A 24716-nucleotide genomic window follows, 5' to 3' on the forward strand; every position below is an offset into this window, starting at 1 on the left:
GAGTGCCCGCTTTAGAGGCGGGACAACACGAAGTCGGCGAGCGCCGCCGCATCCTCGAAACGACAGCTGACCGAGACAACGGTGCTTTCCGCGTGCAGCCGCCGCAAGGCATCTTGTGTCGCGCCTGAAAGCCGCACCGCGTCTTTCTGTGTTGTGACCAGCAGTGCCCCGAGACGGTCCGCCTCGGCGAGCAGCTCGCGCGCATCCGCCTCGCTGAAGCCGTGGTGGTCGGGGAAGGCCTTTAGCGCCACGACATCCGCGCCGAGCGCTTGGAGCGTCGTGACGAACTTCTCCGGCCGTCCGATCCCCGCATAGGCGAGCACCTTTTTTCCCGCGAGCGACCGTGCTGCCTCGTCGGGCACCAGCGTGGCGTGGAACACCGGTTTGCGTGCCGCAGCCGCCCGGATGGCGAATTCCTCGCCCGCATCGCCTGTTCCCAGAATGACAATCGCATCGGCCCTGGGCAGTTGCGCGGCAAGCGGTGCACGCAGCGGCCCGGCCGGAACGCAGGCGCCATTGCCGATACCGACCGCACCGTCGACCACCACCAGCGACAGGGTCTTTGCGAGCGTTGGCGACTGGAACCCGTCATCCATCACGATCACGGTCCCGGGCGCGGTGCCGATAGCATCCGCACCGGCCTTTCGGTCGGCGGCAACGACGGTGCGACCCGCCCGCGCAAGCAGCAGCGGTTCGTCGCCCACCTCGGCGGCACTGTGAGTGCCGGTCGCGACCTCGACCGGCCCGGCGAGCGTGCCGCGATAACCTCGGCTGAGAAAGGCCGGCATCTTGCCGCGCGTGGTCAGCAGCGCGCCAATGGCGATCGCGACCGGCGTCTTGCCGGCGCCTCCGGCAACAAAATTGCCGACACAGATAACGGGAACAGATGACCGATGCCGCGCCTTGCGGCGCATGCGCGAGGTCGTCACGAAGCCGTAGGGGAGCCCGAGCGGGGCGAGCAATGTCGAGAGAAGACCGGCAGGGCGCCACCAGAACGAGGGCGTTCGGACGTTCATCGTCCAGCCGCCGGTTTCGCGGAAGCGCTGGCCTCCGTTGAGTTCGTAAGAGCAGGGCGTAGCGCGTCGAGCGTGCGCTCGATGCCGCCGCGCCCGGCTGCGACTATGGCATGCGCCCGTTCCACCTGATCGGTGAGGGCGTCGGTGTCGGCCAACAGTTGCTCGATCGCCGGCGCGAGATCGGCGTCGGCCTCGATCCGGGTGACAGCGCCGGCGGAGACCAGTTCGCCATAGACATCGCGGAAATTGTGCACATGCGGGCCGGTGACGATGGCGACGCCGAGCTGGGCCGGTTCGATCGGGTTCTGTCCGCCATGGGGCACCAGCGAGCCGCCGACGAAGGCGACTTGCGCCTGGCGATAGAACAGCCCCATCTCGCCGATCGTGTCGGCAAGATAGACCGCCGTTTCCGCCCCCGGTGTGTCGCCCGACGACCGGCGGGCAAAAGCAATCCCGTGGCCTTCGAGCAGCCCGGCGACCTCGTCGCCGCGTCCGGGATGGCGCGGCACCAGCAGTGTCAGCAGATCGGGAAAGCGTTTACGCAACCGTTCATGCGCCGCGATGATCTTTTCTTCCTCGCCCGGATGGGTGCTCGCCGCGATCCACACCGGGCGGCCATCGACGGCCTCGCCGAAAGCGGCAACGGCGTCCGCATCCGCCGGCAGCGCGTCGCTATCATATTTCAGATTGCCGGCGGCGACCGCATCGTGCACGCCGAGGTCGCGGAACCGATCCGCGTCGGCGGCGGTTTGTGCCGCGCAGCGGTCGATCATGCCGAACACGGCCCGCGCAATCGATGGCGCCGCCTTCCAGCGCCGCCAGGAACGCTCCGAAAGCCGGCCATTGACGACGCAGCGGGGGATCCCGGCGCGTGCGAGTTCCGACAGGGTCGCCGGCCAGATTTCGGATTCGACAAAGATCGCCACATCCGGTCGCCAGGTTTTCAGGAAGCGGCCGATCAGCGGTGCGACGTCGAAGGGAACGTACTGGTGCAGGGCGCCCTCGGGCAGTCGGGCCGCCGCGATCCGCGCCGCCGTCACCGTGGTCGTTGTCAGCAGCACGGCATAGCCGTTCGCGATCAACTGAGACAACAGCGGCATGACGGCGTTGGTTTCGCCGACGCTTGCCGCATGAACCCAGGCAAGCGGACCCGTCGGGCGCGCCTGGGAGGCATAGCCGAACCGCTCCTGCCGACGAGTCGGGTCTTCCTTGCCGTTGCGCGCGCGCCACGAGGTCAGGAGCGGCAGCGCCGGTGCGAGCAGACGACCGACGCCGCGATAGGCCTTCAAGGCGGCTCTAGCCATTCGCTCCGTCCACGATGTCATAGGCGCGCTCGGTCACCTGATTGAGACTGCGCTCCACTTTAACGCGGCATTCTTCCAGTGTCTCGTCATCGGCGTCTTTTGATACGAAAATCGGATCGCCGACAACGAACGCCGCCCGGCTGAAGGGCAGGTTGATGCTCGCCTTGTCCCAGCTGTCGATATCGATGCGCCAGCGGGTGGCGAAAGCGACCGGGACGATCGGCCGGCCGGAGCGCTGCGCGATGGCGATGATGCCGGGACCGACCACCTTCGCCGGCCCCTTCGGCACATCCGCCGTCAGCGCCAGCGAGCCGCCGTCGCGCAACACGCGAAGAGCTTCGATGACGCCGCGAATGCCGCCGCGCCGCGCGACCTGATTGTGCGTCTTGCCGCCGGACGCGCGGATCAGGCCCATACCGAGTTCGGCGACCGCGACCGCATTGATCTCGCCGTCGCCGGAGCGCGAGACGATGACGTGAAAGGGCACGCCTTCCGGCTGGCCGAGCGGTACGACGAAATGCTGGCCATGCCAGGTGGCGACGATGAAGGGGGCATGCGGTGTTACGCGCGCGCCGTAGTCAGCCGGCTCGAAGGTGATGCGGCTGGTCCGCCAGACGAGTTTCAGGTAACGCGCCAGCGTGCGGCCGACGAACCGCTGAACCCATTTGGACCGGCCGAGTTTCTTCAACATCGCCGGTCACTGCTCCGCCGGCTGTGCCGATCCGTTCGGTCCGTAGGTCGCGATATCCTCAACCGAATCCGCGAACTGGGTGCGGTGCAGATGAGCGTAGAGACCGCCCGCCGCAACGAGCTCCGCGTGCTTGCCCATCTCCACGATGGCTCCGTCCTTCATGACGACGATCATGTCGGCCTTTTTCACCGTCGACAGGCGGTGCGCGATCATCACCACGGTGCGGTCCTGCAAGAGCGTATCGAGCGCGGTCTGGATCGTCGCCTCGGCTTCGGCATCAAGTGCGCTGGTCGGTTCGTCGAGCAACAGGATCGGTGCGTCGCGCAGGATGGTGCGGGCAAAGGCGATGCGCTGCTTCTGACCGCCGGACAGCGCGTTGCCGCTTTCCCCGACCGGGCTGTCATAGCCTTCTTCGAGCTTTTCGATGAACTCGTGCGCGCCGGCGGCTCTGGCCGCGGCTTCGATTTCCTCGTCGCTCGCGCCTTCCGAGCCGTAGCAGATATTTGCCCGCACGGTGTCGTCGAACAGAACCGGATCCTGCGTCAGCAAGGCGCTCGCCAGCCGGGTGCTGGCGATGGTGGCCTGCTTCAGGTCCTGCCCGTCGATCAGGATCTTGCCCTCATTGGGGTCGAAGAAGCGCAGGATGAGGTTTACCACCGTCGACTTGCCCGCGCCCGAGGGGCCGACGAGCGCGACGCGGCTGCCGGCCGGGATGTTGAGGTGGAAATCGCGCAGCACCGGCGTGCCGTCGCGATAGCTGAAATCGACATGATCGAAGGTGATACCGCCGCCGGAAACCGCCAGCGGGCGCGCTTCCGGCCGTTCGGAGACCAGCGAGTCGCGGTCGAGAATGGCAAACACCCGCGACGAGGCGACGAGGCCTTCCTGCAAGGTGTTGAAGAGCTGCGCCAGCGACTTGATCGGCTGATAGACCAGCATCGCCGCCGTCATGAAGCCGGAGAAATGGCCGAGCGTCAGGTCGCCATAGATGCCCTGCCAGCCGCCATAGAAAATCGCACCGGCGATGCCGATGCCCGACAGGCCTTCCGCCACCGGCCCGCTCGCCGCCCGCATGCGCTTCGTCTGCATCATGTATTCGAGCGTGCGGTCGATGATGGCGCGCGCGCGCGTCGTCTCCTGCGCCTCGCGGTGATACGCCTTGACGACGCGGATCGCCTGCAGCGTCTGCGTCACGATTGAGCCGAGATCGCCGGTTTCCTGCAGCGTGCGCCTGACCGAGGAGCGGGTGCGCTTGCGCTGCAGCTGCATCAACCAGACGCCGATCGGCAGCATGCACAGCACGATCGTCGCCAGCATCCAGTCCATGTAGAACATGGCGCCGACGAGAAAGAGCACCTGCAGGAAGTTCTTGGCGAGACCTGAGAGCGTCTGCACGGCGGCCGCGTTGACCACCAGTACGTCGGTCATGAAGACCGAAACGAAGCGCCCGGAATGGGTCGTCTGCAGCCAGCCGATGTCCGACATGGCGAGCTTTTCGAACATCTGCGTGCGCAGATCCGCGATGATCCGGCTGCCGAGATAGGCCTCCGTCACCCGCGAAACGTATTCCGCCGCCGCGCGCAGCGCCATGATGACGAGCACGGCGATCGGCAGGAAATACAACATGCCGGCGTCGCGATTGACGAAGATGTCGTCGATCGCGCGCTGCATCAGGAACGGGATGGCGCCGGTCGTCGAGGCGACGAACACCATGGTGAAGATGGCAACCGCGAGGATACGCCAGCGCGGTTTCAGGTGGTCGCGATAGATGCGTCCGACGATCTCCCGGGCATCATAGTCCGGCACGTCGAGCGTATCGCTCTCGCGTGTGCTTCCCGAATTTGAAAGCAGGATATTCTTCACCCGGCCACCCTTTGTGTGCGCGGCGCCGGCCGCCAGGGGCCGGCGATACGACTACTTGCCCGCGCTGGTCACGTCCGGCTCGAGCAGACGGTGCAGGTGGACGATGAAGTAGCGCATATGCGCGTTGTCGACGGTCGCCTGGGCCTTCGCCTTCCAGGCTGCATAGGCATCGGCGTAGTTCGGGAAGATGCCGACCACGTCGATCTCCTCGAGGTTCTGGAACTCGATGTCGTCGAGCCGGTCGAGCTCGCCTCCGAATACGAGGTGAAGAAGCTGTTTGTGCGGCGTGTATTCGGTCATTGGCGGCTTTCCTGTCTTGGGTCCCTGTTCGGGGTCGCTGTCTTGGGTCGTCGTTGCTGCGGATGAGGGCCTCAGCCCTGACGGTTCGCGGCGAGGCCGTCCGCAACCGATTTCCGCAACGGTTCATGCAGTGCCGTGGGCGCCGCGATCAGCGCCGGATGGCGGATCTCGGCGCTGTTGTAACGAATTGTCGCGCCCGACGCATCGGTTAGTTTTGCCCCCGCTTCGTGCACCAAAAGGTCGGCTGCGGCAAGGTCCCAGTCGTGTGCATTGGGCCGCGCGACCGCGCCGTCGAGGCGTCCGTCGGCGACCAGCGCCAGCCGGTAGGCAAGCGAGGGGATGAAACCGACATTGGTCAGGCCCGGAAAGCGGGCGATGACGGGCTTCAGGACCGGCCACGGGCCGGCAAGGCGGGCGCGAGCGAGATCGCTTGTTTCGCCAGGCCGGATCGCTGCTCCGTTGAGCGTCGTGCCACCATGGGCGCTGGCCAGGAACATCTCGCCATGCACCGGGGCAAAGAGCGCGGCCGCGACCGGGCGCCCGTCGTCGACAACCGCCAGGCTGATCGTCCAGTCGTCCTTGCCCTCGACGAAGGCCCGGGTGCCGTCGATCGGATCGACGATGAACACGCGCGTCCGCTCCAGCCGCTCTCCGTCATCCGCCGTTTCCTCCGACAGCCAGCCATAGGCACTGCGCGCCGCCGTCAGCGTTTCGCGCAGATAGCGGTCGACCGCGTAGTCGGCTTCGCTCACCGGCGAGTCGTTTTCCTTGGTCCAGACCTCCGGGTCGCGGCGGAAATATTTCAGCGCGATGTCGCCCGCCGCCCGGGCCGCCTGTTCGAGCAGCGCGAGGTCGCTTTCGAAACCTGCATGCGGCGAGGTGAGGGGCGTATCAGCGTCCGGCAATCGTCAGTCCTTCGATCGCGATCGTCGGCACCACGACGCCGTGGCGATCCTGTGGGTCGTTCGCCGGCACCATTTTCGCGAACATGTCGACCAGATTGCCGGCAATCGTGATCTCGCTGACCGGTTCAACGAACTCGCCGTTCTCGAAGCGGAAGCCTGCCGCGCCACGGCTGTAGTCGCCGGTAACCCCATTGACGCCCTGACCGATCAGGTCGGTGACGAAGATGCCCGAGCCGAGCGACTTCATCAGCGCTTCGGGGCTTTCCTCGCCGGGCATCAGGGTAAGATTGGTCGAGCCCGGCGTCGGGCCGGAGCCGCCGCGCGAGGCACGCCCATTGGCGGTGAGGCCAAGTTCATGCGCCGTCGCCGTATCCATCAGCCAGGTCTGCAGCACGCCGTCCGTGATCAGGTCCATCGCCGCGGCTGCGCAGCCTTCGCCGTCGAACGGGCGCGAGGACAGTCCGCGCCGCTTGAGCGGATCGTCGATGATGCGGATGCCCTTGGCGAATATCGCCTCGCCGAGCTTTTCGCGCAGGAAGCTCGTCTTGCGGGCAATCGACTGGCCGTTGATCGCGGAGGTGAAATGGCGCACCAGACTCGTCGCCACCCGAGGCTCATAGACCACCGCACATTTCTGCGTGGCGAGCTTGGTCGGGTTGAGCCGGCGCACGGTGCGCTCGCCCGCCATGCGACCGATCGTGGCCGGGTCCTTCAGATCGCCGAGATGGGTAACGACGTCATATTCGTAGTCGCGCTCCATCGCGGTTCCTTCGCCGGCAATCGCCGTCATCGACGTCGAATAGCGCGAGACCAGATAGGAGCCGGTGAAGCCGGCCGAGGTGGCGAGAACCAGACCCGAATAGCCCGCCGACGCCGACGCGCCGGTCGACTTGGTGACGCCTTTGACGGCAAGGCCGGCAGCCTCAGCGGCCAGTGCCATCTCCGTCAGCGCCGCGCTGTCGGGGTTCGCCGTGTCGACGAGGTCGAGGTCGGGGAAGTCACGCGCAAGCGCGGCTGCATCGGCCAGTGTCGCGTACGGGTCTTCCGGCGTGACGCGAGCCATCGCCACGGCGCGTTCGGCAAGCGCCGCGATATCATCGAACGTGTTGGTGGAAACGCTTGCCACGCGCTTGCCGACGAAGACCCGCAGCGCGTAGTCGTCGTTCTCGGAGCGCTGGCTTTCCTCGACCTTGCCGTTACGCACCTCGACACCGAGCGAGGCGCTTTTCACCACCACCGCATCGGCCGCGTCGGCGCCGGCCTTCTTCGCTGCCTCGACGAGGGCGGCGGCATGCGCTTCGAGCGGGGCGGTATCGAGTTCGGCTGTCATGGGTACGCGAGTCTCCGTTTGCCGGTTCTCTTAAAGCATCGAACGGGCGAGGGGAATTGCAGCAGCGCCTATGAATACACGGCGCGGCGGTCAGCCGTTATGTAGGGTATCGGCGCCTGGATGCCAAATGGCGGTGCCTGTCGGCGGCCGGACATCGGGCCAGGGCATTGCGCGTTTGCCGGGCGGATTGATGTCCTAACGCTTTCTTCGCGTCCTGACCGATCGGTCATGAAACGCTAACCCTCTCGAAAATCAGCAAAATTTAACCAAGCCCCTTAAGCCGATTCCAACCGGCACGCGCTAAAGTGGTCTCCATAGAAGGGCAGACAAAACAAGGCCCTCGGGAGTTGTCATGGAGTGTCAAGCAGAGTTGGGCGGGGCCGCCCCGACATGGGGAGGCCTTGCCATGAGGCTCGATCCGTTCGCCTTGCCGGCGCGCTTTGAAATGCCGGTCGCCGAACCTGCTTCAGCATCGCGGTCCAGCGGTCGCGCCGCGGTCTATCTCGACCGTGACCGGGCAATCGTCCGCCGCCGTCTCGGCGGTCTTCCGTTGACCCTTTCCGTTGCCATTCGTGCGTTCAAGGGTGTCGCCGTTCGCACCGAGCCGAACGGCAACCATGGCGCCGTCACCGTCTCCCTTGAATTGCTGCATCATGATCCGGCGCTGACCCTGCCGCTTCTCGTCGCCGACCATTTCGACGACGTGCTCGCCGACTGGCGGGCCTGGGCGCGCACGCTTGGTCTGCCGCTGATCTTCATCGAATCCGACGGCCGCATCATGCAGCCCGAAGAGCGTCTCGGCGCGGTCGCCGTCGGCGATCCGATCGCCCGTCGCAAGTCGCCGATCCCGCGTCGCCGGCCGCGTTTCCTCAAGCGCCGCAAGGTCGGCCGCAAGGGCGAAATGCCGGTCTACGAAGAGGCCCGCGAGATCATCGCGCGCACCTGAATACGGCGAATTCGGCGGCGTCCCGCAATGGGACTCGCGAAACGGGCAATCCTGACACACGACACGTCGTACAATCCGCGAACCGCAAAAAGGGATTCAGGATCAAGCGACTCGAGTCGCCTGTTAAGACCTCGTTTACCCTGCCTGAATCGATACTTTAACGGGAAGAAACGTATTTCGTATCGTTCCCAGTGAGGCGTATCGAAGAAAAAGTTCCATAACTATTTTTCGGGTTGAGTGCAGCATCCGCTCGGCAAGGCCTGCTGCAAGGGGGCCGGTGGGCGGATCTATCGCTCGCTCACGCGCCCCAAAGGGACGGTTGTCGCCACGGCTCGGGGACGGTCAGAGCACCCTTCAGCGACGTGGCGCCCTCCTTCAGACAGAACGCCTGCCATGCGTCGCACCACGCGTCGGGAAGCGGGTAGGGCGGGGCGAGATCGTATTCCGGCGTGAAGCCGAAGCGGCCATAGTAGTTGGGATCGCCGAGCACATAGACATGGCTGACGCCGGCGTCCCGCAGCCGGTGAAATCCGTCGCGGACGAGCGCGCTACCAATGCCCTGCCGGTGCAGCTTCGGGTCGACCGCCAGCGGTCCCAGCAGCCCCAGCTTTTCGTTGCCGCCATCAACGCCGCAAGTGGTGAACGCGACGTGGCCGACGACCGCTCCGTCGACGGCAGCGACCAGCGACAGGACGCCCCGGTCTTCCGCCAGCAACTTGCGCAGCAGCGGGACGAGGTCCTCGTCGGGAAAGGCCGCCGGATAGATTTCCTCAAGCCGCCCGGCGTCGGCCGGGAAGCTCTCGCGGATTTCGATCTGTTCACTCATGCGTCGTCCTGTCCGGGTCCACGTATCAGAGCGCCGTCACAGCCGCATCGATGACGAGGCCGGCAAAGAAGATCCAGCCGGTGTCGCGGTTGGCGCGGAACAGCTTCAGGCACTGGTCGGGATTGTCGATGTCGAGCACCTTGATCTGCCAGCCGAGATGGACCATCGCGGCGGCAAGACCGAGATAGGCGAAGACGCCGAGACCGGCGAGATAGAGCGCGTAGGCAAACAGCGCGCTCGCCGCGCTGTAGAAGAAGATCAGCGCCGCATGGGTCTTGTCGCCGAACAGCCGTGCCGTCGAGCGCACCCCGATCAGCACGTCGTCTTCCTTGTCCTGATGGGCGTAGATCGTGTCGTAGCCGATGGTCCAGCAGATGCCGCCGACATACAGCGCCACGGCCGCCCAGTGGATCTGGCCGAACACCGCGCTCCAGCCGAGGAAGGCACCCCAGTTGAAGGCGAGCCCCAGCACCGACTGCGGCCAGTAGGTGATGCGCTTCATGAATGGGTAGACGGCGACCACGACCAGCGAGCAAAGCCCGGCCATCACGGTGTAATTGTTGAACTGCAACAGCGCCAAAAGGCCAACCAGCGCCTGCGCGAGCAGAAATGCCTTTGCCTGCAGGATCGACACCTGTCCGCTCGGGATCGGCCGCGAGCGGGTTCGCTCGACCATCGCGTCGAACTCGCGATCGACCAGGTCGTTATAGGTGCAGCCCGCGCCGCGCATGGCGATCGCGCCGACGAGGAACAGGAACATGTGCCACAGGTTCGGCATCAGGAAGCCGGCCGCGTCGGCCGCCATCGCCGCCGACCACCAGCACGGCCACAACAACAGCCACCAGCCGATCGGCCGGTCCCAGCGCGCCAGCCGCGCATAGGGCTTCAGCCACTCGGGCCCCCACCGGTCGACCCAGTTTCCGTTGACCGCATCGGCCACCACACCGAATCCGCGCGCTTCCATGTCTGTGCAATCCCTGCTGTCCGGCGTTCTCCCCAACGTTCCGTTTAAGCTGTGCAGGGCCTGAGGAAAACCCCGTCATATCGCCGCCTGCGTGCTTTTCACGGTTCCGGTCCGGCAGCCCGCCATGATAAGCCGGAAGCGGAATGACGGAATTGTGGCAGTAGGTGGAATATGAACGTCCTGTTGATCGGCTCCGGTGGTCGCGAACATGCGCTCGCCTGGGCGCTGGCGAAATCGCACGAGCTGGGTACGCTCTACGCGGCACCCGGCAATGCCGGCATTGCCGAGGTGGCGACGCTGGTCGAGCTCGACGCGGCCGATCACGAGGCGGTGGTTGCGTTCTGCCGCGAAAAGCGGATCGGTCTCGTCGTCGTCGGTCCCGAGGCGCCGCTGGTCGCCGGACTGGTCGACGATCTTGACGCCGCCCATATTCCCGCCTTCGGCCCGACCCGCGAAGCCGCCCGCCTCGAAGGCTCCAAGCGCTTCACCAAGGAACTCTGCGACCGCGCCAGCATCCCGACCGCCCGATACCGCGTTTTCGACAAGGCCGACCCGGCCCGCCTCTACGCCCGCGTCATGGGCGCGCCGATCGTCGTCAAGGCCGACGGGCTGGCAGCCGGCAAGGGCGTCGTCGTCGCCGCGACCGTGGATGAGGCGATTGCCGCCATCGACGCCTGTTTCGAGGGCGAATTCGGTGAGGCCGGAGCCGAGGTTGTCATCGAGCAGTGCCTCGTCGGCGAGGAGGCGAGTTTCTTCGCCCTGACCGACGGCACCACCGTGGTGCCGCTTGCGACCGCGCAGGACCACAAGCGCGTCGGCGAGGGTGACACCGGCCCGAACACCGGCGGAATGGGCGCCTATTCCCCCGCGACCGTGATGACGCCGAAGCTGATCGCCCGCACCATGGCCGAGATCGTCGAGCCGACCGTGCGCACGCTCGCCGAGATGGGCTGCCCCTACAAGGGCGTGCTCTATGCCGGGCTGATGATCACCGCCGAAGGCCCGAAGCTGATCGAATACAATGTCCGTTTCGGCGATCCCGAGTGCCAGGTGCTGATGATGCGCCTGAACGGCGATCTGCTGGGGCTGTTGAAGGCCGCCGCCGCCGGCCGGCTCGGTTCCGCCAAGGTCGACTGGACCGACGATGTCGCGCTCACCGTCGTCATGGCCGCGAAGGGCTATCCGGGCGCCTATGAAAAAGGCACCGAGATCAGGAACGTCGAGGCGGCGTCCGCCATGCCCGGCGTCGAGGTGTTCCATGCCGGCACCAAACGCGAGGACGGCAAGCTGCTCGCCAATGGTGGTCGGGTTCTCAACGTCACCGCGCTCGGCCCGACTGTTGCCGACGCCCAGGCGCGCGCCTATGAGGCAGTCGACGCCATCGAATGGCTCGAAGGCTTCTGCCGCCGTGACATCGGCTGGCGCGCGATGAGCGACGACACCGAGGTCGAGGAAACCATCAGCGCGGCTGCGATTGAGGCCGCGATTGCCGAGATGGCGGCGGCATCGGCAGCGCAGACGCCCGAACCGGCGCGCATTGCTGCCTCGGCGCCGGCAATGTCGGCTGTGGTCGCGGCGCTGGCAGGCGCTGGCGACCAGGCCGATGCGGCCGAAGAGCTCGATGAAATTGTCGATACCGATATCGACGAAGCACCGGCCGAACTGGCCGAAGTTGCTACTGAGCCGGAAATCGAACTCGAACCGATCGAGGACGCAGGGGCAGCCGAAGAGGTCGAACTGGTCGCTGATCCCGACGTGCTCGGTGGCGCGCTTGAAGACGCGTTGAGCGACATCGATTTCGACCTCGACCTCGACGATATGGACGACGAGGAGTCCGGCGATGAGGGCGACGAGGAGCCCGTCGCCGCCGACCCGGTTCTGGAAGACATCTTTGCCAACGAGATGGATCTCGATCTTGGGTTGGATGACGGCGAAGCGGACGCCGATACGGGCGACTCCGAAGGTGCCGCGGGCGAAGCCGACGAAGACACGCTCGAAGGGACCTTGCAGAGCGCCGTCGAAGCAGCCTTCGCGCTTGACGACTTCGCCGATGAAACCGAAGACGACGACGGCGAAGCCGACGGAAAGAAGGACTGACGGCGACATTCCGTCGAACCGGCACCGCGGGGAGGGAAGCGATGGCGGACGACAGCGATCCCGGCGATCTGTTTCCAGGCTTCGCTGAGACGCGGCTTGAGGGCGATGGGCTGACGCTTCACGCCCGTATCGGCGGGGAAGGCCCGCCGCTCGTCCTGCTGCACGGCTATCCGCAATGCCATGTCATGTGGCACCGCATCGCGCCGGAACTGGCGCGCCATTTCACCTGCATCATCCCCGATCTGCGCGGCTACGGGCAAAGCGACTGCGCGGCCGACAGCGTCGAAGGCTCCGGCTATTCCAAACGCGCCATGGGCAACGACATCGCCGCTGCCATGTCCGCGCTCGGCCATGACCGCTTCGCCGTCGCCGGCCATGACCGGGGTGCGCGCGTCGGCTACCGCATGGCGCTCGATCACGCCGACCGTGTCGAGCGGCTCGTCGTCCTCGATATCCTGCCGACGGCGGACTACTGGCTGCGTATGGATCGCGCCTACGGGCTGAAGATGTATCACTGGCTGTTCCTTGCCCAGCCCGCGCCGATGCCCGAAACGCTGATCGGCGGCGCGCCGGCGGCCTATCTGGAACACACCATCGCAAGCTGGTCCAAGGCCGGCGATCTCTCCGCCTTCGATCCGCGGGCGCTGGACGCCTATCGCGGCTTCTTCGCCGAGCCTGAGCGCATCCATGCGGTTTGTGAGGATTATCGCGCGGGCGCCGGCATCGACCGCGAACTGGACGAAGCCGATCAGGCCGCCGGGCGCCGCATCGCCTGTCCGGTGTTGACCGTGTGGGGCGAAACCGGTCTGGCGCCGAAGCCGGCTTCGGAGGATGACAGTCAGCTTAGCGTGTGGCGGCGCTGGACCGAGAACGTCACCGGCGCGCCGGTCGATTCCGGCCATTTCGTTGCCGAGGAAAATCCGCAGGCGACGCTCGCGCATCTCATTCCCTTTTTGACCGCGTAACCGACAGAGGCAGAATGTCCAACCGGATCGACCGTCAGGAAGCATTTTCCGGCACCCGCGAAACGCCCGAGGCGCTGCAATTCGACGAGCGTCGCCTGGAACGCTGGCTGCGCGATCGCATCGAGGGCTTCGACGGCCCGCTCGACGTGCGCCAGTTCAAGGGTGGCCAGTCGAATCCGACCTATCGGGTCGCCACGCCGCACCAAGCCTATGTGCTGCGTCGCAAGCCGCCCGGCAAGCTGTTGCCGTCCGCGCACGCGATCGACCGCGAATACCGGGTCATGGCAGCGCTCGGCAAGGTCGGCTTCCCGGTGCCGAAGGTGCATCTCCTGTGCGAGGACGACAGCGTCATCGGCACGGCGTTCTACCTGATGGACGAGGTGGTCGGGCGGGTGTTCTGGGAGCCCGAGATGCCGGCTTCCGACCGCATTGAGCGCGCCGCCGTCTATGACGCCATGAACGCGGCGATGGCGCAGCTTCACAGCTTCGATCCCGTGGAGCTCGATCTCGCCGATTTCGGCAAGCCCGAAGGCTATGTCGCCCGCCAGATCGCCCGCTGGTCGAAGCAGTATCGCGCGTCGCAGACCGAGACGATCCCGGAGATGGACCGGCTGATCGACTGGCTGCCCGACAATCTGCCGCCGGAAAACCCTGCCCGCCTGGTGCATGGCGATTTCCGGCTCGACAACATGATCCTCGACGCCGTCGAGCCGCGCATTCTCGCCGTGCTCGACTGGGAGCTGTCGACGCTTGGCGATCCCGTCGCCGATTTCACCTATCACTGCATGCAGTGGGAAATGCCGCCCTCGGAAGAAGGCGCCGGCGTCGGCTCGCTGGTCGGCTGCAATCTGGAAGTGCTCGGCATTCCGGCGCTGGCCGACTACATCGCGGCTTACGAGCGGCGCACCGGCCTTGTGGTCGGCGCCCATATCGATTTCTACTTCGCCTACAATTTCTTCCGCCTCGGCGCGATCCTGCAGGGCATCGTCGGGCGGGTGCGCGACGGCACGGCAACCAACGCCAACGCCGCCGCCATGGCCGATCAGGTCCGCCCGCTGGCCGAGACCGCCTGGCGCTTCGCGCAAAAAGCCGGCGCGTGACGTCATGCCACCGGCCCGGTGGATCAGGTCTCGCGGCCGACGATCCGTCGCCTTGCGCGGCGCTCCTGCGCTGACCACATAAAAGGCGTATCGTTGTGCTCCGCTCGCGTCGGCATGGCGGGATGCGGTCGCGGTTCGGCAGACGGCAACGTTCCGACCGCGATCCTCTGGTTCGGCCAGGATGGCAAAAGGATTTGAGCGATGACGTCCCCTCGTATCGGTCTGGCACTCGGCGGCGGCGGTGCCCGCGGCCTGGCCCATATCCCGGTTCTCGAAGCGCTGGATGACCTTGGCATTGTACCGGCCGCTATCGCCGGTACGTCGATCGGCGCCATCATGGCTGCCGGCTACGGCGCCGGCATGACCGGGGCGGACATTCGCACCTTCACGACCGAGCTGTTCAACAACCGGACCGAGGTTCTGTCGCGGCTGTGGAAGCTGCGCGGCAAGGGCCTTTCGATGTTCGAGAACGGCGGGCTCGCGCGCATCGATGCCGAACGCGTCGTCGAACTGTTCCTGCCGGAAAACCTGCCGGAAAATATTGAAGACCTGCGCATGCCGGTCTCGCTCGTCGCCGCCGATTTCTATGGCTGGGACGAGGCAGACCTGCGCACCGGTCCGCTGCGCAAGTCGATTGCCGCCTCGATTGCCCTGCCGGTGATCTTCAAGCCGGTATCCTGCCACGGCCGGGTGATGATGGATGGTGGTCTGGTCAATCCGCTGCCCTTCGACAAGTTGCCGGAGGATGTCGACATCGTGCTCGCCGTCGATGTGCTTGGCGGTCCCGAACCGCACCATCGCCGCAAGCTGCCGTCGACATCGGAGTCGATCTTCGGCGCCACCCAGCTTCTCATGCAGACGATCCAGCGCGAGAAACTGAGCCGCCGCCGCCCGGATATCCTCATCCGCCCGGACATCAATGCCTTCCGCGTTCTCAACTTCCTGAAAGCCAACGAAATCCTGAAAGCCGCCGGACCCGTGCGTGAGGAAACCAAGCGCCGCCTCGGCCGGCTGATCCACGTCTGGGAAACGGGTGGCGACCTTGCGGCAGAGCAAGCTGACGCGCTTGAATGGACGAGCGCGGAACGGGCGCCCGCGCAACTGCTCCAGTTCGAGCGGTAAATACGGCGGTCAGCTTCGATCGTCCTCGGCGTCCTCGTAGCCCGAATAGCCTTCCGCGTTGCGCGCGATCACTTCGGTCTCATCGCTCAAGGCTGTGGACCGGCGATGTGGCTCGGTTAGCGGCTCGGGTTTCACCGGCCGCTTGTGGATCAGGTCCGTCCCCGCATTGAACCCGTCGGCTTCCTGGATCAGCAGGCGCTCGCCGTCGCGCCGGCGGATGAATTCGATCATCTCGTCGGCATCGTCCGAGGTTTCCCCCAGCGCGACCAGCGTTTCATGGCCGAAACGCAGCGCGGATTCGAAGGTCTCGCGTAGTTCGAAGTCCACATTGCGCTGGCGCAGTTCGAGCGTGTGGGCACGGTCGTAGGCGCGGGCATGGATGCGCGCCAGCGGGAAGTGCGCCTGGATGAGGGCAATGGCCTTGTCTGCCGAACGCCGCGCCGTGCACACCGCGAAGATGCTTGCTTCGTCCGCTCCTGCCGCACGCAGCACGTCAAGCCGCGTGCCGTCGCCGTAGTAGATGCGGAAGCCGAACCGGCTCGCTGCCCGGATCCGTTCCGGGTCGTTGTCGATGATGGCGACGTCGATACCGCGCGCCAGAAGCACCTGCGAAACGATCTGGCCGAAGCGGCCGAACCCGATGATGAACACCGATCCCTGGGCGCCCTCGAAGTCTTCCTCCATCTCGTCTTTTCTCGGACGCCGGATCAGCTTCCTGGACAACGCGACCGTGAACGGTGTCGCCAGCATCGACAGCGTGACGATGGCCGCAAGCGTCGAGGATAATTGCTGGCTCATGATGCCGGCCGCCAGCGCGGCGGCGAACAGAACGAAGCCGAACTCACCACCCTGTGGCAGCAGCATGGCCGAGCGCATCGCGTCGTTGTGGCCGCTGCCGAAGCCGCGCGTCAGGATGTAGATGACCACCGCCTTGATGCCGATCAGCGCGCCGACAGCGGCGATGATCGTTTTCCATTCCTTTACCAGCAGGCCAAGGTCGATGGTCATGCCGATGCCCATGAAGAACAGACCGAGCAGGATGCCGCGGAACGGTTCGATATCGGCTTCAAGTTCGTGCCGGAACGAGGATTCGGCCAGCAGGACGCCGGCAAGGAAGGCCCCCATCGCCATCGAGAATCCGGCGATCTGCAAAAGCCAGGCCGCGCCGAGCACGACGAACAGGGCGGCTGCCGTCATGATTTCGCGGGCACGCGCATGGGCCAGCGTCCCAAACACCGGATTGATCAGATAGCGGCCGGCAACGAACACGATGAGGAGGGCACCCATCGCCAGGCCCGCCGTCACATAGCCCGGCATCGAACTTGAGGCTTCCCCACCTCCGGGGGCAAGAAAGGCAACGAGCGCCAGCAGCGGAACGATCGCTAGGTCCTGCAGCAAGAGGATCGCGATGGACTTGTGCCCGTGCGGCGTGCTCATTTCGTTGTGTTCTTCGAGGATCTGCATGACGAATGCGGTCGACGAAAGCGCCAGCCCGAAGCCGGCAATGACGGCGATTTTCCACGACAGTCCGAAATAGTGGGCGCAGGACGAGAGCAGAGCGGCGCTCACCACGACCTGCAACGTCCCGAGCCCGAAGATGTCGTGCCGCATCGACCACAGCCGCGACGGCTTCAGCTCAAGGCCGATCAGGAACAGGAAGAAGACGACGCCGAGTTCGGCGAATTGTAGAATTTCCTGCGGGTCGGCGAAGATCTGCAGCACGAACGGACCGACCACCACGCCGGCGGCCAGATAGCCGAGCACTGAGCCGAGCCCGAGCCGCTTGAAAACCGGCACGGCGATGACCGCCGCGCCGAGCAGCACCAGCGTGTGGGCATAAAACGCAGTTGTATGTCCGTGTTCCATGGTGCCGTGCGGGTTGTTGGCGGTTGGTCGCAAGGGAAACGACGCACACCGCGTCCGGTCGCGCTGCAAAACGTTCGACCGGACCGGAATCTTTCAGGAAAGAGTATAGATTATAGGTGTTTAGAAAGCCAGTTTCGGGGCTTTCCGTACCTTGTCGGCGTCTACGCCCCGGTGCCACCGACGGTCATCGCGTCGATCCGAAGCGTCGGCTGGCCGACGCCGGCGGGAACGCTCTGGCCGCCCTTGCCGCAGGTGCCGATGCCCGGATCGAGCGCCATGTCGTCGCCGATCATCGACACCCGGGTGAGCGCGTCCGGCCCGTTGCCGATCAGCATTGCGCCCTTGACCGGCGCGCCGAGCTTGCCGTCCTCGATCAGATAGGCCTCGGTGCAGGAGAACACGAACTTGCCCGACGTGATGTCGACCTGGCCGCCGCCGAAGGATGCCGCATAGAGACCCTTCTTCACCGACGAAATGATCTCGTCGTGGCTCTTGTCGCCTTTCAGCATGAAGGTGTTGGTCATTCGCGGCATCGGCGCGTGTGCAAAGGATTGCCGCCGTCCGTTGCCGGTCGGGGAAACGCCCATCAGCCGGGCATTCTGCCGGTCCTGCATGAAGCCCTTGAGGATGCCGTCCTCGATCAGCACGGTTTCCGAGGTCGGCGTGCCTTCATCGTCGATGCTGAGCGAGCCGCGCCGCGCCATCATCGTGCCGTCGTCGATCACGGTAACGCCGGGCGAGGCGACGCGCTGGCCGAGCAGTCCGGCAAAGGCCGACTCGCCCTTGCGGATGAAATCGCCCTCGAGTCCGTGGCCGACCGCCTCATGCAGCAGGATGCCGGGCCAGCCGGAGCCGAGCACGACGTCGAGTTCACCAGCCGGCGCCGGTACCGCGTCGAGATTGACGAGCGCCTGGCGCAGCGCCTCGTCGGTGCAGCTTTGCCAGCTTTCTTCGGTCAGAAACGTCTCGAAACCCTCGCGGCCGCCGGTGCCGTAGCTGCCCGATTCCTGGCGCGCATCGTCGCCCGCGACGATCGACACGTTAAGCCGCACCAAGGGGCGCACGTCGCGCACGCGATGGCCGTCGGCGCGCAAGATATCGACCACCTGCCACGAGCCGGCGAGCGACACCGAGACCTGCCGCACCCGGGGATCGCGGTCGCGGGCATAGGCATCGATCGTCTGCAGCAGCTTCACCTTGTCCTCGAAGGCCGGCGAGCCGATCGGATTGACGTCGCCATAGAGTGCCCGGTTGGTGCGGGCCGGCGGTGCGGCGTAGGTGCCGTTGTAACCGCGCTTGACTGCCTGCACGGCGTCAGCGGCGCGTTTCAGCGAGGCCTCGGTCATCTCGTCGGAATGGGCGTAGCCGACCGCCTCGTCGGCAACCGCGCGCAGGCCGAAGCCCTGTGCCGTGTCGAAACTGGCCGATTTCAGCCGCCCGTTGTCGAACAGCAGCGCTTCCGACTGGCGATATTCCAGGAACAGCTCTCCGTCATCGGCGCCCTTCAGCGCGTCCGCGGTGATCGCTTCGACGCGCGACGCATCGAGCCCGGCGGATTGAATGAGGTCGAGAGGGGAGTCGTTACGCTCGGACATTGGGCGGGAAGTCCTTTTTCTGCCGGCCATTGCAGCCGTCTGTCGGTTCGGCGCCGGCGCCGGGCGCCGGTTCGTTGTCCCTTATATAGGCGAATGGACCCGGATGCCGAGAGCCGGCTGAAATTTGCTGCAGAAGCTCGATCGCCGCCTTCGTGTAGCCGATTCCCGATTCGCGGTATCCCGAACGGGGCGTCATGGTGGCACAGGCCGGAATCCCGTCACTACGAAGATAGGACATATTGTCGCAGTAGGGGTCTACCGGATACCGTTCAGGGCACCGATTGTACCGTCCGGGCGCGCGTGAAAATTATCCGCTTTGGGCAAAAAGAAACGCGGCGCCGGGGCGCCGCGGGCATCATTTCAGATGTCGGTGGTGGCGACCGTCTTCAGACGATCACGGCAGGGCGTCGAAGCCTTCACCGAAGCCCTCGAGAGAGATCGGAATGCCGATCCCTTCTTCCGGCGTCTGGAAGATGATGAAGGTGGCGAGCCCGCCCTTCTTCAGCTTCTCGATCAACTCGTCCTGCAGGATCACTTCCGCTATGCAGCCATTCGGCAGGCAGCGCACGAAGCCGGCGCGGCCGACATCGGCGTCGTCGATGCGCAGCCCCAGCCCTGACGGCAGGAGCACGCCGAGCGGCGCCAACACGCGGAGAATCTTGGCCTTTTGATCCGCGGTCTTGAGCGCGATGACGGACAGGCCGACATTCTCGCGGTCTTCCGCGGTGACATTCTGGATCAGCGCACACTGCTCGCTCTGGGCACCCGGCGGGGTGTCGCAGCGGATCTGCCAGTCGCCATGCACGGACTGTACCTTACCCTGCGCGAGGGCGGGTCCGGGAATGACCGCAACGGTCGAAAGGACAATGGCGGCGCACAACGCGGCTGCACTCCGCACGAACACTCTGAAGTCGATCACGACGAGCTCCACATCAACACAACCGGCCCGTTCGGCCACGATTCGCAGCCGAAACGCCCCATAGGTGCCTGAAATCGATCGATTGTTCCAGCCCTGACGGGGCCTACCGATACGTTACGCCCGGATTTTCCTCAATCAACGCGAATTTCGTCATTGTCTTCGCCATTGCGGCGGACTGAGGGCAGGCGTCGCAGTTTCTCGAAAGTTCACCCTGCAGGAGCCTGTGGAAGGCGCGTGCGCAGACCCCGCCTTTTACGAAAGACGGCTTGCACAAGGGACGGATTTCCGGTTTTTATCGGAGGCGAAATTGATATAGATCAACTCTCGGGTCGAAAGATACCCGGTTTCAGTGCGACATCTGCGCGCAAGGCTGCCAGGGGGGCGGCCAAACCGGGAAGAAGAAAAACAAGGGAAGGAATTCGAACGTGGTCAAGAGATCTACGGGTTTCCTCGCAGCAACCAAGCTTCTCGCGCTTGTCGCAGCGCTGCTGTTGCCGGCGGTAGCGATGGCAGCTCAGCCGGAGCCGTGGCAGGCCAGCCTGCAGCCCTCGGTCACCGAGATCATGGACGACATCACCTGGTTCGAGAGCTTCACGTTCTGGATCATCACGGTGATCACCATCTTCGTCACCATCCTGCTGGCGATCTGCCTGATCCGCTTCCGTGCTTCGGCCAACCCGAATCCGTCGCGCACGACGCACCACACGATGCTGGAAGTCGCCTGGACGGTGATCCCGATCATCATCCTCGTCGTCATTGCGATCCCGTCCTTCCGCCTGCTCTACAAGCAGCTCGAGATCCCCGAGGCCGACATGACCGTCAAGGTGGTCGGCTACCAGTGGTACTGGGGTTACGAGTACCCGGATGAGAAATATGCCGGCCTGTCGTTCGATTCCGTCATGCTCGATGACGCCGAGCGCGCCGACAAGATCGCCGCCAAGGGCCTGACCGAGAAGGACGTGCCGCGTCTGCTCGCCGTCGACAGCGACATGGTCGTTCCCGCCGGCAAGGTCATCCGCGTTCAGGTCACCGCCGCCGACGTCATTCACTCCTTCGCCATGCCGGCCTTCGGCGTGAAGGTCGACGCCGTTCCGGGCCGTCTCAACGAGACCTGGTTCATGGCCCGCGAGCCCGGCGTCTACTACGGCCAGTGCTCGGAACTGTGCGGTACCAACCACGCCTTCATGCCGATCGCGATCCGCGTCGTCACCCCGGAGCAGTTCGAAGCCTGGGCAGCGGCTGCGAAGGACGACCTCGAGGGTGCTTACGAACAGCTCGCCGCGGCCATCGCCGCCGACAAGAAAACGGTCGAAATCGCGCAGCGCTAACGCCCGCTTCGATCCAACACTCAAGATTCAGGCGCAGCCCGCGAAAAAGCCGGCGCGCCGGGGAATAAAGGGAGATAACCGATGGCGGATGCTGCAGCACACGCAGGCCACGATCACCCCACGGGATGGCGTCGCTACGTCTATTCGACCAATCACAAAGACATCGGCACGATGTACCTGATCTTCTCGATCGTTGCCGGCATCGTCGGCGGCATCCTGTCGATCGCCATGCGCATGGAGCTGCAGGAACCGGGGATGCAGATCTTCGGCGACGCGCACATGTTCAACGCCTTTGTCACCGCGCACGGCCTCGTCATGGTGTTCTTCATGATCATGCCGGGCCTGATGGGCGGCTTCGCCAACTGGTTCATGCCGATCATGATCGGCGCGCCGGACATGGCGTTCCCGCGCATGAACAACATCTCGTTCTGGCTGCTGCCGTTTTCGTTCACGCTGTTGGTTCTGTCGCTGTTCGTTGGCGGCGCCGGCACGGGTTGGACGGTCTACGCACCGCTGTCGACCAGCGGCAGCCCGGGACCGGCCGTCGACCTTGCGATCTTTGCGCTGCATATCGCCGGCGTGTCGTCGATCCTCGGCGCCATCAACTTCATCACCACCATCTTCAACATGCGCGCTCCGGGCATGACGCTGCACAAGATGCCGCTGTTCGTCTGGTCCGTGCTGGTCACCGCCTTCCTGCTGCTCTTGTCGCTTCCGGTCCTGGCGGGCGCCATCACCATGCTTCTGACCGACCGCAACTTCGGCACGACCTTCTTCGATCCGGCCGGCGGCGGTGATCCGATCCTTTACCAGCACCTGTTCTGGTTCTTCGGTCACCCGGAAGTGTACATCCTGATCCTGCCGGCCTTCGGCATCATCAGCCACATCGTCTCGACCTTCTCCAAGAAGCCGATCTTCGGCTACATCGGCATGGCCTACGCCATGGTCGCGATCGGCGTGGTCGGCTTCATCGTCTGGGCCCACCACATGTACACGGTCGGCCTCGACGTCGACACGCAGGCCTACTTCCTGTTCGCCACGATGGTCATCGCGGTGCCGACCGGCGTGAAGATCTTCTCCTGGATCGCCACGATGTGGGGCGGCTCGATCACCATGCGCACCCCGATGCTTTGGGCGGTTGGCTTCATCTTCCTGTTCACCATCGGCGGCGTGACGGGTGTGCAGCTCGCCAATGCCGGCCTCGATCGGGCGCTGCACGACACCTACTACGTGGTCGCGCACTTCCACTACACCATGTCGATGGGCGCCACCTTCGGCATCTTCGCCGGCTGGTACTACTGGTTCCCGAAGATGTTCGGCTACCGCTACTCCGAGTTCCTCGGCAAGCTGCACTTCTGGCTGACCTTCATCGGCGTCAACCTGGTGTTCTTCCCGCAGCATTTCCTCGGCCTTGCCGGCATGCCGCGCCGCTACGCCGACTATCCGGACGCCTTTGCCGGCTGGAACTACATCTCCTCGATCGGCTCCTACATCTCGGCCGCCGGCGTGATCGTGTTCCTGATCGGCGTGTTCTCGGCCTTTGCCCGCAAGCAGCCGGCCGGTGACAACCCGTGGGGCGAAGGCGCAACGACGCTGGAGTGGACGCTCACGTCGCCGCCGCCGTTCCATCAGTTCGAAACCCTGCCGCGCATCAAATAGCGCGGCAGTTGGGGGGAGCCTGCGCCGGGGACGACGGTAACGGTGCAGGTGAAAGTGAGCGGCCGGTTGAGGGGCCGGCCGCTCTCTTGGTCAGCGAGAGATCGCTGAACGATCGCGAGACGAGCCGGACAAACAGGCCGCGGCGATCGCATACAGGGAAGGAAACCGCGTAACGATGGCGTACATCGAAACGAAAGACCTCGACACCGAGCTTGCCTGGACTGGCGGCATGGCAACCGTCGGCGACTTCATGGCCCTCATGAAGCCGCGCGTCATGTCCCTCGTTATCTTCACCGCTTTCGTCGGCATGATTGTCGCGCCGACGCACAGTCATCCGGTTCTGGCCGCAATCTCGCTGACGTGCATCGCCATCGGCGCCGGCGCTTCGGGCGCGCTCAACATGTGGTTCGATTCCGACATCGACGCGGTCATGTCGCGCACCGCCAACCGGCCGATCCCGGCCGGCCGCATGACGCGCGAGGAAGCGCTCGCCTTCGGCATGACGCTGTCGCTCGGCTCCGTACTGGTGCTCGGCCTCGTCGCCGGCTGGCTTGCCGCAGGGCTGCTCGCCTTCACCATCTTCTTCTACGTCGCCGTCTACACGATGTGGCTGAAGCGCTCGACGCCGCAGAACATCGTCATCGGAGGTGCTTCCGGCGCGCTGCCGCCGGTGATCGGCTGGGTCGCCATGACCGGCTCGATCTCGGTCGAGAGCCTGGCGCTGTTCCTGCTGATCTTCATGTGGACGCCGCCGCATTTCTGGGCGCTGTCGCTGTTCAAGTCGGGCGACTATCAGCGCGCCGGTGTGCCGATGTTGCCGGTGGTCGCCGGCCGCGCCTCGACCCGCCGCCACATCTTCGCCTATTCGCTGGCGCTCGTTCCGGTCGGCATCCTGCCGGCGCTGATCGGCCCGGCGGGCATCGCCTATGGCTGCGTCGCCGCCGTGCTCGGCGCCGTCTTCCTTGGCCTTGCCTACAATGTGCTGCAGGCCGGTGACGACGCGGACGCAGAACGCCGCGCCGCGATCCGGCTTTTCACCTTCTCGATCTTCTACCTGTTCCTTCTGTTCGCCACGCTGGCCACCGAGCATCTGCTCGGCTTCGGCGCGGGCGCGTGAGGTGACGATGATGGACACAACCATGAGCGAAGACGGTATCCGCCTTACCGACGAACAGAAGCGTCGCCGCCGCAACCGCTCAATCGCGATCGGGCTGGCGCTCGCCGGCCTCGTCGTCCTGTTCTACGTCGTGACCATCTTCAAGATGGGCCCCGGCGTCCTCGACCGGCCGCTTTAGGAGATCGCCGGTGAGCAAAGCAGCCCGCAGCAGCAACAGTAACGCGATCATCGCCGTCGCCTGTGTGGTGTTCGTCGCCACCATGGTCGGCGCGGCCTATGCCGCCGTGCCGCTGTACCAGCTTTTCTGCAGCGTCACCGGGTATGGCGGCACGACCCAGCGCGCCGAGGCAACCCCGGTCGCGCCGATCGACCGCACGATCACCATTCGCTTCGATGCCAATGTGGCGCAGAAGCTGCCCTGGTCGCTGAAGCCCGAAGCCGGTTCGCTCACACTCAAGGTCGGCGAGACCGGCACCGCGTTCTACAAGGCGGTCAGCAAGGCCGATGCCCGCACCTGGGGCACCGCGACATTCAACGTCACGCCGTTCGAGGCGGGCCCCTATTTCTCCAAGATCGACTGCTTCTGCTTCACCGAGCAGTCGCTGGCGGCCGGCGAAAGCGCCGATATGGGCGTGACCTTCTTTGTCGACCCGGCGATCGCCGAGGATCCGAAACTCGATCACATCAAGACCATCACCCTGTCCTACACCATGTTCCCGACCGACCCGCCGGCCAACAAGCCGGTCGCGGCGCGTGTCGACGACAAGGCGCGGACGAAACAGCAGCTTTGACCGGAAAGCGGG

At 65.2% G+C, this 24716-nt stretch carries 22 protein-coding genes; 9 read left to right on the forward strand and 13 right to left on the reverse strand.

Going from position 1 to position 24716, the window contains the following annotated elements; translation table 11 throughout:
- Nucleotides 1-11: 11 nt before the first annotated feature.
- The 7 genes from C0606_15795 to C0606_15825 form a co-directional block, all read right to left on the reverse strand.
- Nucleotides 12-1016 carry a tetraacyldisaccharide 4'-kinase gene (locus tag C0606_15795; GenBank protein ID PLX36168.1) on the reverse strand — a complete coding sequence of 335 codons (1005 nt, stop codon included), beginning with the start codon at nucleotides 1014-1016 and terminating at the stop codon, nucleotides 12-14.
- A complete protein-coding gene (locus C0606_15800) occupies nucleotides 1013-2320 on the reverse strand; it encodes a 3-deoxy-D-manno-octulosonic acid transferase (GenBank protein ID PLX36169.1) in 1308 nt (435 codons plus the stop codon). The genes C0606_15795 and C0606_15800 overlap by 4 nt, the downstream gene beginning before the upstream one ends.
- Nucleotides 2313-3011: a hypothetical protein gene (locus C0606_15805; GenBank protein PLX36170.1), complete on the reverse strand. Its 699-nt coding sequence runs from the start codon at nucleotides 3009-3011 to the stop codon at nucleotides 2313-2315. Before C0606_15805 ends, C0606_15800 begins: the two co-directional genes overlap by 8 nt.
- Nucleotides 3012-3017: 6 nt before the next feature.
- Entirely contained in the window at nucleotides 3018-4874 is a 1857-nt protein-coding gene (locus C0606_15810) for an ABC transporter permease (protein PLX36171.1), read from the reverse strand.
- A gap of 51 nt (nucleotides 4875-4925) precedes the next feature.
- On the reverse strand, nucleotides 4926-5174 hold the full coding sequence (locus C0606_15815) for a DUF4170 domain-containing protein (protein PLX36172.1): 249 nt from the start codon (nucleotides 5172-5174) through the stop codon (nucleotides 4926-4928).
- A 71-nt stretch (nucleotides 5175-5245) separates the two neighbouring features.
- Entirely contained in the window at nucleotides 5246-6079 is an 834-nt protein-coding gene (locus C0606_15820) for a 3'(2'),5'-bisphosphate nucleotidase CysQ (GenBank protein ID PLX36173.1), read from the reverse strand.
- Nucleotides 6066-7409 (reverse strand): modulator protein, encoded by a 1344-nt coding sequence (locus tag C0606_15825; protein ID PLX36174.1) that lies wholly within the window; start codon nucleotides 7407-7409, stop codon nucleotides 6066-6068. The genes C0606_15820 and C0606_15825 overlap by 14 nt, the downstream gene beginning before the upstream one ends.
- A 406-nt stretch (nucleotides 7410-7815) precedes the next feature.
- Here C0606_15825 and C0606_15830 point away from each other — a divergent pair, with 406 nt between their 5' ends.
- Nucleotides 7816-8355 (forward strand): hypothetical protein, encoded by a 540-nt coding sequence (locus tag C0606_15830; protein PLX36175.1) that lies wholly within the window; start codon nucleotides 7816-7818, stop codon nucleotides 8353-8355.
- Nucleotides 8356-8653: 298 nt separating this feature from the next.
- Here C0606_15830 and C0606_15835 read toward each other — a convergent pair whose 3' ends face one another.
- Together C0606_15835 and C0606_15840 are read right to left on the reverse strand one after the other, a co-directional pair.
- Nucleotides 8654-9181 (reverse strand): N-acetyltransferase, encoded by a 528-nt coding sequence (locus C0606_15835; GenBank protein ID PLX36176.1) that lies wholly within the window; start codon nucleotides 9179-9181, stop codon nucleotides 8654-8656.
- Between the two features lie 25 nt (nucleotides 9182-9206).
- On the reverse strand, nucleotides 9207-10145 hold the full coding sequence (locus C0606_15840) for a 4-hydroxybenzoate octaprenyltransferase (GenBank protein ID PLX36177.1): 939 nt from the start codon (nucleotides 10143-10145) through the stop codon (nucleotides 9207-9209).
- 171 nt (nucleotides 10146-10316) lie between these two features.
- Between C0606_15840 and C0606_15845 the strand changes: the two genes are divergently transcribed.
- From C0606_15845 to C0606_15860, 4 genes are all read left to right on the forward strand, one after another.
- On the forward strand, nucleotides 10317-12242 hold the full coding sequence (locus C0606_15845) for a phosphoribosylamine--glycine ligase (protein ID PLX36178.1): 1926 nt from the start codon (nucleotides 10317-10319) through the stop codon (nucleotides 12240-12242).
- A 41-nt stretch (nucleotides 12243-12283) separates the two neighbouring features.
- Nucleotides 12284-13207 carry an alpha/beta hydrolase gene (locus C0606_15850; protein ID PLX36179.1) on the forward strand — a complete coding sequence of 308 codons (924 nt, stop codon included), beginning with the start codon at nucleotides 12284-12286 and terminating at the stop codon, nucleotides 13205-13207.
- A gap of 14 nt (nucleotides 13208-13221) precedes the next feature.
- A complete protein-coding gene (locus C0606_15855) occupies nucleotides 13222-14307 on the forward strand; it encodes a phosphotransferase family protein (GenBank protein PLX36180.1) in 1086 nt (361 codons plus the stop codon).
- A 201-nt stretch (nucleotides 14308-14508) separates the two neighbouring features.
- The gene (locus tag C0606_15860; protein PLX36181.1) at nucleotides 14509-15429 is read left to right on the forward strand and encodes a patatin; all 921 of its coding nucleotides are present in this window, start codon (nucleotides 14509-14511) and stop codon (nucleotides 15427-15429) included.
- 9 nt (nucleotides 15430-15438) lie between these two features.
- Here C0606_15860 and C0606_15865 read toward each other — a convergent pair whose 3' ends face one another.
- The 4 genes from C0606_15865 to C0606_15880 form a co-directional block, all read right to left on the reverse strand.
- Entirely contained in the window at nucleotides 15439-17295 is a 1857-nt protein-coding gene (locus C0606_15865) for a potassium transporter TrkA (protein ID PLX36182.1), read from the reverse strand.
- Between the two features lie 161 nt (nucleotides 17296-17456).
- Entirely contained in the window at nucleotides 17457-18890 is a 1434-nt protein-coding gene (locus C0606_15870) for a metalloprotease TldD (protein PLX36183.1), read from the reverse strand.
- Nucleotides 18877-19086 carry a hypothetical protein gene (locus C0606_15875; protein ID PLX36184.1) on the reverse strand — a complete coding sequence of 70 codons (210 nt, stop codon included), beginning with the start codon at nucleotides 19084-19086 and terminating at the stop codon, nucleotides 18877-18879. Before C0606_15875 ends, C0606_15870 begins: the two co-directional genes overlap by 14 nt.
- Nucleotides 19087-19284: 198 nt before the next feature.
- Nucleotides 19285-19821, reverse strand: a complete 537-nt coding sequence (locus C0606_15880; protein ID PLX36185.1) for an invasion-associated locus B family protein — start codon at nucleotides 19819-19821, stop codon at nucleotides 19285-19287.
- A gap of 494 nt (nucleotides 19822-20315) precedes the next feature.
- Here C0606_15880 and coxB point away from each other — a divergent pair, with 494 nt between their 5' ends.
- The 4 genes from coxB to C0606_15900 all read left to right on the forward strand — a co-directional run bounded on the left by coxB (nucleotide 20316) and on the right by C0606_15900 (nucleotide 24704).
- Nucleotides 20316-21137 carry a cytochrome c oxidase subunit II gene (gene coxB, locus C0606_15885; protein ID PLX36378.1) on the forward strand — a complete coding sequence of 274 codons (822 nt, stop codon included), beginning with the start codon at nucleotides 20316-20318 and terminating at the stop codon, nucleotides 21135-21137.
- Between the two features lie 81 nt (nucleotides 21138-21218).
- Nucleotides 21219-22796 (forward strand): cytochrome c oxidase subunit I, encoded by a 1578-nt coding sequence (gene ctaD / locus C0606_15890; protein PLX36186.1) that lies wholly within the window; start codon nucleotides 21219-21221, stop codon nucleotides 22794-22796.
- A 175-nt stretch (nucleotides 22797-22971) separates the two neighbouring features.
- The gene (locus C0606_15895; GenBank protein PLX36187.1) at nucleotides 22972-23913 is read left to right on the forward strand and encodes a protoheme IX farnesyltransferase; all 942 of its coding nucleotides are present in this window, start codon (nucleotides 22972-22974) and stop codon (nucleotides 23911-23913) included.
- 188 nt (nucleotides 23914-24101) lie between these two features.
- The gene (locus C0606_15900) at nucleotides 24102-24704 is read left to right on the forward strand and encodes a cytochrome c oxidase assembly protein (protein PLX36188.1); all 603 of its coding nucleotides are present in this window, start codon (nucleotides 24102-24104) and stop codon (nucleotides 24702-24704) included.
- The last annotated feature ends 12 nt before the right edge of the window (nucleotides 24705-24716 follow it).

Source organism: Hyphomicrobiales bacterium, assembly GCA_002869065.1.
Lineage (GTDB): Bacteria > Pseudomonadota > Alphaproteobacteria > Rhizobiales > Rhodobiaceae > Rhodobium.

Bases quoted from the DNA above. Each gene is read 5' to 3' on its own strand.
- C0606_15835 (PLX36176.1), bottom strand. From the start codon at position 9,181: ATGAGTGAACAGATCGAAATCCGCGAGAGCTTCCCGGCCGACGCCGGG.
- C0606_15855 (PLX36180.1), top strand. From the start codon at position 13,222: ATGTCCAACCGGATCGACCGTCAGGAAGCATTTTCCGGCACCCGCGAA.
- ctaD (PLX36186.1), top strand. From the start codon at position 21,219: ATGGCGGATGCTGCAGCACACGCAGGCCACGATCACCCCACGGGATGG.
- C0606_15830 (PLX36175.1), top strand. From the start codon at position 7,816: ATGAGGCTCGATCCGTTCGCCTTGCCGGCGCGCTTTGAAATGCCGGTC.
- C0606_15805 (PLX36170.1), bottom strand. From the start codon at position 3,011: ATGTTGAAGAAACTCGGCCGGTCCAAATGGGTTCAGCGGTTCGTCGGC.
- C0606_15795 (PLX36168.1), bottom strand. From the start codon at position 1,016: ATGAACGTCCGAACGCCCTCGTTCTGGTGGCGCCCTGCCGGTCTTCTC.
- C0606_15845 (PLX36178.1), top strand. From the start codon at position 10,317: ATGAACGTCCTGTTGATCGGCTCCGGTGGTCGCGAACATGCGCTCGCC.
- C0606_15860 (PLX36181.1), top strand. From the start codon at position 14,509: ATGACGTCCCCTCGTATCGGTCTGGCACTCGGCGGCGGCGGTGCCCGC.
- C0606_15895 (PLX36187.1), top strand. From the start codon at position 22,972: ATGGCGTACATCGAAACGAAAGACCTCGACACCGAGCTTGCCTGGACT.
- C0606_15850 (PLX36179.1), top strand. From the start codon at position 12,284: ATGGCGGACGACAGCGATCCCGGCGATCTGTTTCCAGGCTTCGCTGAG.
- C0606_15800 (PLX36169.1), bottom strand. From the start codon at position 2,320: ATGGCTAGAGCCGCCTTGAAGGCCTATCGCGGCGTCGGTCGTCTGCTC.
- C0606_15840 (PLX36177.1), bottom strand. From the start codon at position 10,145: ATGGAAGCGCGCGGATTCGGTGTGGTGGCCGATGCGGTCAACGGAAAC.
- C0606_15865 (PLX36182.1), bottom strand. From the start codon at position 17,295: ATGGAACACGGACATACAACTGCGTTTTATGCCCACACGCTGGTGCTG.
- C0606_15875 (PLX36184.1), bottom strand. From the start codon at position 19,086: ATGACGCCCCGTTCGGGATACCGCGAATCGGGAATCGGCTACACGAAG.
- C0606_15870 (PLX36183.1), bottom strand. From the start codon at position 18,890: ATGTCCGAGCGTAACGACTCCCCTCTCGACCTCATTCAATCCGCCGGG.
- C0606_15825 (PLX36174.1), bottom strand. From the start codon at position 7,409: ATGACAGCCGAACTCGATACCGCCCCGCTCGAAGCGCATGCCGCCGCC.
- C0606_15815 (PLX36172.1), bottom strand. From the start codon at position 5,174: ATGACCGAATACACGCCGCACAAACAGCTTCTTCACCTCGTATTCGGA.
- coxB (PLX36378.1), top strand. From the start codon at position 20,316: ATGGCAGCTCAGCCGGAGCCGTGGCAGGCCAGCCTGCAGCCCTCGGTC.